This is a genomic window from Vibrio sp. NH-7, assembly GCF_053643215.1.
Genome location: NZ_CM132187.1, coordinates 2,685,853 through 2,698,217, shown reverse-complemented (window position 1 = coordinate 2,698,217; position 12,365 = coordinate 2,685,853). Strand labels below are relative to the sequence as shown.

The window sequence follows — 12,365 nt, the reverse complement described above, 5'->3', positions numbered from 1 at the left end:
CAAAAAAGGCAGCTCGATGAGCTGCCTTTTAAACGAAGCGTCGGTTTATGCCTCTTCTTTGGTCGTTTTTTGTTTGCCAAGCTCTGACTTTTTAGAGTCTTTCAGGTATAGGCTTTCGAAACAGTAATTGGTTGCCTCGATATAACCTTCGACACTACCGCAGTCGAAACGTCGGCCCTTAAATTTATAAGCAAGAACACAGCCTGCTTGCGCCTGTTTAAGCAAAGCGTCGGTAATTTGTATTTCACCGCCTTTGCCAGGCTCTGTATTTTCAATCAACTCAAAAATATCAGGGGTTAGAATGTAGCGGCCAATGATGGCAAGGTTGCTTGGCGCAGTTCCTGGCTCCGGTTTTTCGACCATATCGTCAACACGGAAGATATCATCTTTGATCATTTCACCAGAGATCACGCCATACTTGTGAGTTTCATCTTCAGGTACTTCTTGCACTGCGACAATAGAGCAACGGAACTGCTTGAAGAGTGCGACCATCTGTGCAAGTACACCTTCTTGCTCGTTAACACAAAGGTCATCAGCGAGTACCACAGCAAACGGTTCATCGCCCACCAGTTCACGCCCGGTTAAAATTGCGTGGCCAAGGCCTTTCATTTCACGTTGACGAATATAGGTAAAGTTTGCGCTCTCAATAATGTCGCGAATATCGACTAGTAGCTCTTCTTTGTTGGTGCCACTGATTTGGTGCTCAAGCTCGTAGTTCTTATCGAAATGGTCCATGATTGAGTGCTTACCACGACCGGTAACGATACACATACCGTTCATACCTGCTTGGATTGCTTCTTCAACGCCGTACTCAATGAGTGGTTTGTTTACCACTGGCATCATCTCTTTTGGCATGGATTTAGTGGCAGGTAAAAAGCGTGTACCGTAGCCTGCTGCCGGGAAAAGGCACTTCTTGATCATGTTAAACCCTATATATTTTTATTCGAAAATTAGCTGACGCGACAATAACATGCTTTGGGCGAAGTGATCATCGATCCATTCGCCCAAAGTAATGAAATTTTACGTGCGTAGTAAAATTAAGACAACAGGTGTTGCTTTGCCCAAGCGGCAGCTTGTACTCGATTTTTTACGCACAACTTTTTGAATATCTGATAAAGATGGGATTTGACGGTGAACTCACTAATAAATTGGTCTTCTGCTATTTGGCTATTGGAAGCACCTGTCATTAAACTTCTTAATATGTGGATTTCGCGAGTGGTGAGATCAACGGTAACTGGTGCTGACTGAGTTTCTACCATGTTGCGGTAGTGAAATAACAGTTGTGCGGCGACCTTGCGAGGTAGCCAGTTCTGTCCGTTGATAATTTCGCTACAGCCTTTACTGATTACCTCTACGGAGTCGTTTTCATAGAACAACCCTTTTAGATGACCAAAATTGAGGATTTCATCTGTGGTTAAGCGGCATTGAACATTAATGACGATGTTTTCAAAGGTTTTGTTTGCCAGTGGAAGATCGCGTATCTGATTATTCAGACGAGAATAGTCATGGTGGTCGATCATCAAAATGCGATGTTTGCTCGTTTGGAGTGCGAGCATAAGATCTTGCGGTTCGATATAGGGAATGTTGATCTCTAACGCTTGTTCTATTTTTTGAACTATCGGATGAGTAACCTTCTTATCTTCACATAAGAAATGAATGGTACGCATATAACTATTCTTCATAATAAAACCTTTGTGATTTTAGTTTATGGAATGAGCTTGAAGGATTTTTTCGATCAGAGCGAATCAAGGTTGAATCATTGCGTTTAGTTTCAAGCGGATAAGTAATTAACTTATCGCTCACCCAAAATAATCTTTGATTTTTCTCGAAAAATTAGCTGCTCATTGGATTGCGATGAAGATTGATCAGGCATTACGTAGACAGGCTTTTGTCCCAAAAGCAAAGCGTGTTATGCTATTGGGCTATTCAAATATACCTAAATTTTTAGACGGAGCGAAACATGGCCAGCCGTGGAGTAAACAAAGTTATTTTAGTCGGTAATCTGGGTTCAGATCCGGAAGTTCGTTACATGCCAAGTGGTGGTGCTGTCGCTAATATCACCATCGCAACGTCTGAAACATGGCGAGATAAAGCGACAGGCGAACAGCGTGAAAAAACAGAGTGGCACCGTGTGGCACTGTTTGGCAAGTTGGCGGAAGTGGCTGGTGAGTACCTACGTAAAGGCTCACAAGTGTATGTTGAAGGTCAATTGCAGACGCGCAAATGGCAAGATCAAAGCGGTCAAGACCGTTACACTACCGAGGTCGTAGTACAAGGCTACAATGGCGTAATGCAAATGCTAGGTGGCCGTGCTCAAGGTGGTGCTCCAGGTCAAGGCATGGGTCAACCTCAACAGCAAGGTTGGGGGCAGCCTCAGCAACCTGCAGCTCAGCAGAGCCAACCGCAACAGCAATACTCTCAGCCACAACAGCAGCAAGCTCAGCCTCAATACAATGAGCCGCCGATGGATTTTGACGACGACATCCCATTCTAAGAGTCCTGAACTGAAAAAAAGCCGCGAAAATCGCGGCTTTTTTATATAGTTAGAGTAATCAATTGCCCTAACGTTATAGCGTGGAATTGCCCAATGCCCGCTTGTAGCTCAGCACCATCTTTATTGAAGCTGCATTAGAAAAGGAATTCTATTTCTATGAGGTATACCCCTACCTTAAAACTGAGTACCCGCTTGGTCGCTTTTGTCACTATGATTGTGATTATTGCCATGTTCATTCTCTTTTTGGGAGGAACATTGTCGTTTAAGCGCCTTGGTCAAGAATACTTAGATCATTCTCTCAAGGGGATCGTCAACGTAGTAGATAAGGAGATGGAAGATCCGGATGCTGCGTATTCACTGCAACGCTGGATGCCGAAGATGCTGCAGGCGTCGAACATTGTCGAAATGGAGCTAGCATCGACGTACGGTACTATTTATCGCTTCAAAGATACGTCATCGAAAGTGGACCCTGCACTGCTTTACCAAGTTGAATATCAACTCGAACGCAACGATGGGTATCAAATTCGGTTTAAAGCGGTCCCTCCTTATATTGGCTACGGCTATTCGATGCAGGCACTATGGTCCATCACGTTAGCGGTGGTACTCATTATCTTCTGTTTGATGCAAGGGGTGAAATGGCTGAAAGAACAGCTGAGCGGATCTGAGATGCTGGAAGAGCGAGGCAGAATGATCCTCGCGGGAAGGGTTGAAGAGTATGCGCAAGGCGATCCTAAAGAGTGGCCTTTTACCGCCAGTGAAGCGCTTGATCGATTGATTGAAGAGCTAAGAGACGCTCGTCAAGAACGCAGTCGCTTTGATACCTTCATTCGTTCGCAAACTTTTCTAGATAAGCTGACTGGTACCGCAAACCGTGTTTTATTCGACAGCAAGCTCGAAGCAGCGCTTTCAGAAAGTGGCTCTCATGGCGGTGTGCTTCTTATTCGTATTGATGATTGGGAGCAACTCAAAGAAGAGTACGGGAAAACCGTCGCCAATGATTTTTTAATTGAGATCGGAGATAGTCTGACCACAGTCATCCAGCGTTACCCTGATGTCATCTTATCTCGCTATTACAATTCTGATTTCGCTATTTTTGCACCGAGTTTATCGAGCAAAGAAGTCTCTGCGATTGCTGCAAGCTGTATTAAGCAGTTAGCCCGTCTTACGCCTCCCGACGTACTGGATCCAGAAAACTGGGTTCACATTGGGGTCAGTTTATATCGGGAAGGCGAAAGTCAAGGTCGCATTATTGATGAATCAGAAACGGCACTTAAGAGTGCTCAGTTGCAGCGCTCTAACACATGGAGCCGCTTCCACAAGCATGTCAGTCCAGAGGAAGAACGAGGTAGCGTTCGTTGGCGCACGCTTTTCGATCAAGTGTTGAAGCCTGACAAGTTGCACGTCTTTTCACAGCCGTGTTTCCAGTTAGATGATCAGCAAGATAACCAACTAGAGCACTGTGAACTGTTTGCAAGGATCAACGATCCAGAAAAGGGGGTAATTAAAGCGTCCCGTTTTAATTCAGCAATTGAATCAGTTGGTTACGAAATAATCTTAGACAAAGCAGTATTGAGAACTATCCTGCGTTATTTGAAAGTTTCTAAGGATTCAATGTGTTACTCTATAAATTTGCATGTCGTCCCTTTTGCCGACCGAGCCTACTTTAAATGGTTTCGTGATGAGCTATTGCAGTTGTCTACTGAGCAGCGAAAACAGCTGATTTTTGAGTTTGCTGAGGCGCGTTTAGTGAAGCATCTCGATTATATGAGACCTGTCGCTAAAATGATTTCTGGTCTAGGTTGTAAAGTAGCGGTTGGTCAAGCTGGGCGCTCCATTGTTAGCACTTACTACTTAAAAGAGTTACCGATTAGCTACTTGAAGTTGCATCGAAGTTTAGTGAAACAGATCGATCAGCGTCATGAAAACCAGTTGTTCATTCGTAGCTTGCTTGGGGCTTGCGCGGGTTTAAACACCAAACTGATTGCGGTCGGAGTCGACAGTAAGCAAGAGCACAAAACAGTGCTTCAACTTGGTGTTCATGGGGTTCAGGGGCGATATTTTGAATCAGAGAAACAACTGATTCCTCAACACATTCAGCATAAGCAAACCGCTGAGTTTAAGAAAGTACAAATTGGTCGACGAAAACGCTGGTGACAAATAACGACAAATGAATATGCAATCCTTATTCGGTAAATTCAGGCAAACCGCTCACAAACAGACGCAACTTACGGTTGTTGTTTTACCTCATGCCTTGTTTTTTTCGCCGCTACCAAGCTGTAATCTACCCAGTCAAGTCAACTACGATGGTGTGTCTTGGCAGGATGCCCTAGTTAAGGCACTTAAAGACGCTGACGTTTCTGATTTGTCGGCACAAGTCGTGCTGAGCGCAAACCTATATCAAACCTATCAAATTGATAAGCCCTCGATGCCGGAAGAAGAACTCTCTGCGGCATTGCCATTTCTTCTGAAAGATCTGATTTCTGAGCGCGTTAGCGACATCATCGCTGATTTTACCCCGTCACCAATCGGCAATAAGTTACAAGTTTTTGTCGTCAATCGTCACTTGGTCGAGGCTCTTAACAGTGCTTTGGGGCAGTTTAATATCGAACTGACACGAATATTGGTCGAGGACGAAGTGTGGGCTCACTCTGCAGGGGAGCTAGCACAGTTCTTACTCCTTCAGCGTAGCCACAAAGGGCAATTTAAAGTCAGTGCGTTTGTTGATGGCCAGTGTGCGTTCCAAAGAACGATTCGCGGAGTTGCTTCTCCATTGACTGGGGTTGCGAGTAGCGCGTTGCAGCTAGACAGCTTGGCGTTGGAGCTCCAACGCTCAGTCGACTATCTCTCTTCCCAATTGCGTTCGGCGTCATTACACCAGATGAAAGTGTGCTGTGACGAAGAAGATCAAGCCACGGTCGCCACTGAGCTTTCTGAACGTTTGAGCGTCAAAGCCTCGCCACTCGTTGAGGGAGAAGAGCCGTCCGGGCTTATCTTGCTCAAGAGTGTTGCTGCGGTTGGTGACAAATCAGTTAACTTATTCCCAGACCACTTAAAACCAAAGAAAGAACACTTTACGTTAAAAAACGTTGCTTTAGGGTGGGGGATAACATCTCTGTTATTGGGCGGAGCCTATTGTGTGCTTGTCACCCAAAAGAGTGGTTTGAGTAGTGAGCTATCCGCTCTGAAATCTCAGGAATCTGAGTTTCGCCTTCAAGTGGATACATTAACCCAGCGCTTGGCTAAGCACCAACCAACGCCCGCTAAAGTGGCAGCGGTAGCAAGATTAGAACAGGAAATAGAATCCAAGCGTCAATCTTTGCAAGCCGTTAGTGAATATGACGATGCCCAGCAGATGGGCTATTCGGGCGTTATGCGTTCGTTGGCTCAACTTGGGCGAAACGACATCTCACTAAACTCAATTACGATTGATAGTACGGGTTTAGATTTGCAAGGTTACGCAAGGGAGCCACAAGTCATCCCGAATTGGATCAACCAGTTTAAAACAGAGCTCAACTTAGTAGGGCGAACGTTTGAAAAGTTACAGATTGGTCGAAATGATCAAGACATTGTGATCTTTGAGTTGAAAACCCGAGGAGATAAGCAATGAAACACTATTGGTCGCAAGCCAGTGATAAATTTGCTCAGCTCTCTGCTCGAGAAAAGTGGTTGATCACACTGTGTGGGTTTGTCGCAATTATATTGGGGCTTTTTACGCTCTTGGTGGAACCGGCTTATTTAGCCAAGAAACAGCTTGAGCAACAAATCTCGACTACAAAGCTCAATAGCCAACGTTTGGAAGCGGATGTGCTTTTGATGACGGCCAAGCTCTCTAAAGATCCTGATCAAGAGATCAATATGCGCTATAAGCAGCTAGTGACAGAAAGTCAGCTACTTTCAGAACAGCTATCGAACATCATCGAGAATTTGATTTCTCCTAGTGAAATGGCAAATCTTTTAGAAAGCGTTCTCAGAGAGTCTAAGAAACTCAAGTTAGTTTCTCTGGTTTCACAGCGCGCAGAGCCGATAGTGAGCCGCGAGAATGACAATCACGGTTCGGGCTACTATCTACATCCCGTTCGCATTGAGCTGACAGGCAGCTATTTTGACATTGTTCAATACTTAGAGTCACTTGAGTCTATGCCCGTCAAATACTATTGGCGTACTTTTAGCTATAAAGTCGAAGAGTACCCAAGTGCGCGTTTGATTCTAGAGGTCTACACCCTTGGCACGAGAGAGGAGTTTATCGGTGGTTAGATTTTTTGCCTTTCTGCTGCTTGTAAATACTTCACTGGCTTGGGCGCAGCAGGACCCGACGGCACCTTTAAATTGGCAGAAGCCAAAAGTTGCTCAACCGGCAAAAAAGCCAGTCAGTTATCGACTGCCAAAACTGCAAAGTATTGTCTGCGGTGCCGACGTGCCTTGCAAAGCAATATTGAATGGAAAAGTAGTCATGGCGGGGGAGCGTGTCAGTGGCTACTACGTAAATAACATTGAATCGGAAAGAGTCGTGCTGTCTCGCAAAGGCAAGCAATGGACGTTAGAGCTCTTTTCTTTGGATATAAAACAGTAAGGTATTGGGAATTATATGCGTAGACTCGCCGTAGCCGTGATGATTGCGTCGTTGATGGGATGCTCCATGGGGCACAGAGATCCCATAGAGGCGAAAGAAACATTGAATGAAGCAATCAATGAAGCGAATAGTCGTAGCTTAGCGCAATTACCTGCGTCTGTTGAAGCAGACCTGATGCCTGAGCTTTCTTCTGACAGTGCTACTTCATTCGATACCGTAAAGCGCTTTCGTATTCAGGCGAATGCAGTGTCAGCGAAAGCTTTTTTCACCAGTTTAGTTAAAGGAACTGAGTTTAGTGCAGCAATCCACCCAGACGTGGCTGGAACGATTACAGTCAACTTGACGGACGTCTCTTTGGATGAGGTGCTTAACGTCGTCAGAGATATGTATGGCTATGATGTGGTGAAAACAGGCAATGTTATTCAAGTCTACCCAGCCGGCTTGCGCACCGTCACAATCCCAGTTGACTATCTACAGTTCAAACGTTCAGGTCGCTCATTAACCTCTATCTCTACCGGTACCATTACCAATACTGACAGCGGCTCTTCTGACTCTTCTGATAGCTCAAGCTCTTCACGCTCAACGAGCTCTGCGAAAGGCGGCACAGAGATTGAGACCATCAGTGAAAGTGATTTTTGGCCTCAATTACAACTGGCAGTGACACAGTTGATCGGTGGTGGAGAGGGGCAGAGTGTGGTGGTAACGCCTCAAGCTAGCGTGATTACGGTAAGAGCTTACCCAGATGAAATCCGCGAAGTGCGAGAGTTTTTAGGCGTGTCACAGCAGAGAATGCAGCGCCAAGTGATCCTCGAAGCCAAGATCTTAGAAGTCACCTTGAGTGATGGTTATCAACAAGGGATCAATTGGTCTAAGGCATTCAGCTCTAATGGTACCAACTACACCATTGGTCAGGGCTCCATCGTGAAAGACACCAGCGGCAGCATTATTCCCGCAGTGCTACCGGGATTAGATGCAATCGGAACCTTGCTTGGTGGGCAATCAAACTTGGTGATCTCGAGCGGCAGTTTCGACGCCGTATTGAGCTTTATGGCAACCCAAGGTGACTTGAACGTCCTTTCTAGCCCGCGTGTGACGGCGTCAAATAACCAAAAAGCGGTCATCAAAGTGGGTACTGACGAATACTTCGTTACCGATCTCTCCAGTGTGGTGGGTAACGGTGACAATTCAGAGCCTTCTCCTGAGGTGGAGTTGACGCCTTTCTTCTCAGGTATTTCTCTTGATGTGACGCCACAAATCGATGACCAAGGCAACGTGCTGTTGCATGTGCACCCCGCCGTTATCGATGTTAATGAACAAGTGAAAGAGATTGGTTTTGGCGATTCGCGCATTACTTTGCCGTTAGCGCGAAGCTCTATTCGCGAGTCTGACTCGGTGATTCGAGCACAAGATGGAGACGTGGTCGTGATAGGGGGCTTAATGAAGTCCAACACTGTTGATCAAGTGTCGAAAGTGCCAGTGTTGGGTGATGTGCCAGTCTTGGGGCATTTATTCCGAAATACGTCGAAGCTGACGCAAAAAACCGAATTAGTCATCCTACTCAAGCCTACCGTCGTTGGTGTAAATACGTGGCAAAAGGAATTAGAGCGATCTCGAGATTTGCTTCAAGAGTGGTTTCCTGACGAGCAATAACGGATGTATTTGGACTATTTTGGCTTCGAACAATTACCGTTTGGGCTAACCCCTTCGACTGAGCTCTTTCTCGGCTTAGGGCCACACTATGAAGCGATTCATACTGTCCATTCCGCTTTGGAGCTTGGAGAGGGGCTGGTGAAGGTGATTGGGGAAGTGGGCACTGGTAAAACGATGGTGTGCCGCATGATGGTCAAGTATCTGCCTGATCACGTTCAGTTGGTTTACTTGCCCAACCCTGCACTCAATGGTGAGGAACTGCGGGTTGCGGTCGCTGCCGAGTTAGGTATTGAAGAGCACACCACCAATACATTGGTCGAGTTGATTCAACGCCGTTTGATTGAGCTGGCAAGAGAAGGAAAACAAGTGGTGGTGTTTGTCGACGAAGCGCAAGCTCTGCCTGATGATGCCCTTGAAGTGCTTCGTCTTTTTGGCAACTTGGAAACAGAAGATAGGAAACTGCTTCACATTGTCCTCATAGGTCAGCCAGAGCTAGAGGCAAGGCTGCAGCAGCATCATTTACGCCAGCTTCGTCAAAGAATTACCTTCAGCGCCTATATTCGCACGCTGAATCTCAATGAAGTGGTGGCGTACATTGATAATCGGCTGGAAAAGTCGGGCGGTAGTCGACAATTGTTCAGCAGTGAGCAGAAAAAAGCCATCTGGCGCGCAAGCCGTGGAATTCCTCGGCTAATCAATCAAATTGGTCACAAAGCACTGGTTGTAGCGAGCAGCCGTGATGAAAAAAAGGTCTGCAACGAACATCTTTATGACGCAATCCACGATACGTACGACAGCAGAAAACCAAAATTTAAACGTCCCATATTTTGGGGGTGGAGAGAATAATGAGTGCAATCAACCAAGCATTGTCTGAATTAGCTCGTAAGAAAGGGGGAAAGCTTTCTGAGATTGAGCAGATTCGCGTGTCACCCGTAAAGCAACGCTCCGTTGTGCCTTGGGTTGTTGGAACGTTTGCGATCAGTTTAGGTGTCGGTGGATGGGCGATCTCCTATCAACAACCTTCTCAGATAGAGCAAATAGCACCTGAACTGTCCTCGGTTTTTAATGAGTCTGCAGCAACTAACAACCATGTGCCCTCTCCAACGGCGAAAGCGACCACTCAGGGTGGAACTATATATCGCTCCGAAGTGAAAAGTCTCCCTTCTGCGCTGTCAGAGGCTGACCAAACTTTATCCCTTGTTACGAGAAATCAACCTGTCATTGCACTTGCTCAAGTTGAGTCATCTTCTCAGCCAAAAGTGGCGGGTAATAAATCCGAGCAGGTAAGCTCAAAAGCCAACTCAGGTGACATAGTGATTCAGCAGGTCGAGCTAACGGCAGAGCAGCTTTCTAATAATGCTCAAAAAAGGGCGCAGAAAGCCCTAGATAGCAATAACCTAGATGAAGCATTAGCAAATTACAGTGAGGCACTGAAATACACACCGTATGACACAAAGGTTCGCCAAACCCTGTCAGCTCTCTATTACGGCAAAGGTGATGTGCGTAGAGCGGGCGAGCTTTTACAAAAGGGCATAAGCCTTGACAAAGAGAGTGTCGTGTTGCGACTCGCGCTAGCAAAACTGTTAATGAAAGAGAAGCAAAACGCTGCAGCTCTAACGGCTTTGTCGGCGCTACCAGAAGAGGCAAGTGTTGAGTATCTCTCTCTTCGTGGTGTGCTCGCGCAGCAGAACAATCAAAATGAGATGGCGTTATCGAGTTATCTAAAGCTAGTAGAGATTGAACCGGAAAGTGGTCGCTGGTGGTTAGGCTTGGCGATTCAGCAAGAGCGAGCACTTGAATTTGAGCAAGCGCAGCAGTCGTACAACAAAGCGCTGGCTGGATTCGGGTTGTCGGGACAGTCGCAGCAATTTATTCATGACCGTTTGGCTTTGATCAAGCAGTTAGGGGAGTCAAAATAGTGCAAATCAAACTTCGAAAACGTCTTGGTGATTTGCTGGTTGAAGAAGGCATTATCTCCGAACAGCAGGTAGAACAAGCACTGGCTGCGCAAAAGTCGACGGGCAGAAAGTTGGGCGCCGCCTTAATTGAGTTAGGGTTCCTCACTGAACATCAAATGCTGACTTTCCTCTCTCAACAGTTGGATATTCCGCTGATTGATTTGAGCCGAGCAAACGTCGATGTCGAGGCGGTCCAGTTACTGCCAGAAGTGCATGCACGTCGACTGCGCGCTTTGGTCATTGGTCGCCAGCAAGATACGTTACGTATTGCGATGAGTGACCCGGCAGACTTGTTTGCTCAAGAAGCTTTGTTGGGGCAACTGCCTCAATATGGTATTGAGTTTGTCATCGCTCCTGAAAAGCAGCTCGTCGATGGGTTTGACCGCTATTATCGTCGGACAAAAGAGATCGCGTCCTTTGCTGAGCAACTTCAAGCGGAGCACCAAGTTACAGAAGCCTTCGATTTTAGTATTGAAGGCGAAGACAGCGATGAAGTTACCGTAGTCAAACTGATCAACTCTCTATTTGAAGATGCGATCCAGATCGGCGCATCAGATATTCATATCGAGCCTGACGCTGATGTATTGCGATTAAGGCAGCGGATTGATGGTGTGTTACACGAGACTTTGCTCAATGAGGTCAACATCGCTCCAGCCCTTGTGCTGCGTTTGAAGCTGATGGCCAACCTCGATATTTCTGAGAAGCGTTTACCACAAGATGGCCGTTTTAATATCAAGGCGAAGGGTCAATCGGTTGATATTCGTATGTCCACGATGCCCGTCCAGTACGGCGAATCGGTGGTAATGCGTCTCCTAAATCAGTCGTCGGGCGTACGTAAATTGGATGACTCTGGTATTCCTTCCCATCTACTTGAGCGTCTTCGTCGCCAGTTGAAACGTCCTCATGGCATGATTCTCGTTACTGGCCCTACTGGTTCCGGTAAAACCACGACACTTTATGGTGCGCTCAGTGAACTCAATGTACCAGGGAAGAAAATCATTACCGCAGAAGACCCTGTTGAGTATCGCTTGCCTCGTATCAATCAGGTTCAAGTTAACCCTAAAATCGACCTCGACTTCTCTACGGTGCTAAGAACCTTTTTACGCCAAGACCCGGACATTATTTTGATTGGTGAGATGCGCGATCAAGAAACCGTCGAAATAGGACTGCGAGCCGCATTAACCGGTCACCTTGTATTGAGCACTCTGCACACTAATGACGCGGTCGATAGCGCGCTGAGGATGATGGATATGGGCGCACCAGGCTACTTGGTTGCAAGTGCAGTGCGAGCGGTCGTGGCTCAGCGACTGGTTCGTAAGATCTGTCCTGACTGCAAAACCGAAGAGCACGTTGATGAAGCAAGGAAGCAGTGGCTCGCGCAGCGATTCCCTAACCAAGTAGAGACATCATTCTCTCGCGGTCGCGGGTGCCAAAACTGCAACCTTACCGGCTATCGAGGTCGAATTGGTGTTTTCGAGATGCTTGAATTGGAGCAAGATATGATGGATATGCTTCGTGCGAGTGATGCTGTGGGTTTTGCCCGCGTTGCTCGTGAATCTGCGTCATACAAGCCGTTGCTCGCTTCTGCGATGGAGCTTGCGATAAGCGGAGTCGTCAGCCTCGATGAGGTAATGAGCCTAGGTGAAGGTGATTCATCAGGCGTAGAAAAAGCGATCTATATCTAGGTTCGGGC

General features: G+C 46.6%; 11 protein-coding genes. 9 read left to right on the top strand and 2 right to left on the bottom strand.

All coding sequences use genetic code 11. The features are described from left to right. Positions 1-45: 45 nt before the first annotated feature. Complete coding sequence (galU, locus tag ACUALS_RS12485) at positions 46-921, bottom strand: UTP--glucose-1-phosphate uridylyltransferase GalU (RefSeq protein ID WP_454448459.1); 876 nt, start codon at positions 919-921, stop codon at positions 46-48. Between the two features lie 116 nt (positions 922-1,037). Further along, positions 1,038-1,685 (bottom strand): LuxR C-terminal-related transcriptional regulator, encoded by a 648-nt coding sequence (locus ACUALS_RS12480; protein WP_038140438.1) that lies wholly within the window; start codon positions 1,683-1,685, stop codon positions 1,038-1,040. A gap of 275 nt (positions 1,686-1,960) precedes the next feature. Here ACUALS_RS12480 and ACUALS_RS12475 point away from each other — a divergent pair, with 275 nt between their 5' ends. The 9 genes from ACUALS_RS12475 (at position 1,961) to ACUALS_RS12435 (ending at position 12,357) form a co-directional block, all read left to right on the top strand. Next, on the top strand, positions 1,961-2,494 hold the full coding sequence (locus ACUALS_RS12475) for a single-stranded DNA-binding protein (RefSeq protein WP_038140437.1): 534 nt from the start codon (positions 1,961-1,963) through the stop codon (positions 2,492-2,494). A 156-nt stretch (positions 2,495-2,650) separates the two neighbouring features. Further along, a complete protein-coding gene (gene csrD, locus ACUALS_RS12470; protein ID WP_454448458.1) occupies positions 2,651-4,648 on the top strand; it encodes an RNase E specificity factor CsrD in 1,998 nt (665 codons plus the stop codon). Between the two features lie 13 nt (positions 4,649-4,661). Continuing rightward, a complete protein-coding gene (locus ACUALS_RS12465) occupies positions 4,662-6,101 on the top strand; it encodes an MSHA biogenesis protein MshI (RefSeq protein WP_454448457.1) in 1,440 nt (479 codons plus the stop codon). Continuing rightward, positions 6,098-6,748 (top strand): type II secretion system protein GspM, encoded by a 651-nt coding sequence (gspM, locus tag ACUALS_RS12460; protein ID WP_038191664.1) that lies wholly within the window; start codon positions 6,098-6,100, stop codon positions 6,746-6,748. The genes ACUALS_RS12465 and gspM overlap by 4 nt, the downstream gene beginning before the upstream one ends. Then, the gene (locus tag ACUALS_RS12455) at positions 6,741-7,064 is read left to right on the top strand and encodes an MSHA biogenesis protein MshK (RefSeq protein WP_052238263.1); all 324 of its coding nucleotides are present in this window, start codon (positions 6,741-6,743) and stop codon (positions 7,062-7,064) included. The genes gspM and ACUALS_RS12455 overlap by 8 nt, the downstream gene beginning before the upstream one ends. A gap of 15 nt (positions 7,065-7,079) precedes the next feature. After that, on the top strand, positions 7,080-8,714 hold the full coding sequence (gene mshL / locus ACUALS_RS12450; protein WP_269978588.1) for a pilus (MSHA type) biogenesis protein MshL: 1,635 nt from the start codon (positions 7,080-7,082) through the stop codon (positions 8,712-8,714). A gap of 3 nt (positions 8,715-8,717) precedes the next feature. Beyond that, complete coding sequence (locus tag ACUALS_RS12445; protein WP_454448456.1) at positions 8,718-9,560, top strand: ExeA family protein; 843 nt, start codon at positions 8,718-8,720, stop codon at positions 9,558-9,560. After that, positions 9,560-10,633, top strand: coding sequence for a tetratricopeptide repeat protein (locus ACUALS_RS12440; RefSeq protein ID WP_454448455.1), 1,074 nt, complete (start codon positions 9,560-9,562; stop codon positions 10,631-10,633). Before ACUALS_RS12445 ends, ACUALS_RS12440 begins: the two co-directional genes overlap by 1 nt. Next, positions 10,633-12,357 (top strand): GspE/PulE family protein, encoded by a 1,725-nt coding sequence (locus ACUALS_RS12435; RefSeq protein ID WP_334475329.1) that lies wholly within the window; start codon positions 10,633-10,635, stop codon positions 12,355-12,357. The genes ACUALS_RS12440 and ACUALS_RS12435 overlap by 1 nt, the downstream gene beginning before the upstream one ends. The last annotated feature ends 8 nt before the right edge of the window (positions 12,358-12,365 follow it).

Bases quoted from the DNA above. Each gene is read 5' to 3' on its own strand.
- csrD (WP_454448458.1), top strand. From the start codon at position 2,651: ATGAGGTATACCCCTACCTTAAAACTGAGTACCCGCTTGGTCGCTTTT.
- gspM (WP_038191664.1), top strand. From the start codon at position 6,098: ATGAAACACTATTGGTCGCAAGCCAGTGATAAATTTGCTCAGCTCTCT.
- mshL (WP_269978588.1), top strand. From the start codon at position 7,080: ATGCGTAGACTCGCCGTAGCCGTGATGATTGCGTCGTTGATGGGATGC.
- ACUALS_RS12475 (WP_038140437.1), top strand. From the start codon at position 1,961: ATGGCCAGCCGTGGAGTAAACAAAGTTATTTTAGTCGGTAATCTGGGT.
- ACUALS_RS12445 (WP_454448456.1), top strand. From the start codon at position 8,718: ATGTATTTGGACTATTTTGGCTTCGAACAATTACCGTTTGGGCTAACC.
- ACUALS_RS12465 (WP_454448457.1), top strand. From the start codon at position 4,662: ATGAATATGCAATCCTTATTCGGTAAATTCAGGCAAACCGCTCACAAA.
- ACUALS_RS12440 (WP_454448455.1), top strand. From the start codon at position 9,560: ATGAGTGCAATCAACCAAGCATTGTCTGAATTAGCTCGTAAGAAAGGG.
- galU (WP_454448459.1), bottom strand. From the start codon at position 921: ATGATCAAGAAGTGCCTTTTCCCGGCAGCAGGCTACGGTACACGCTTT.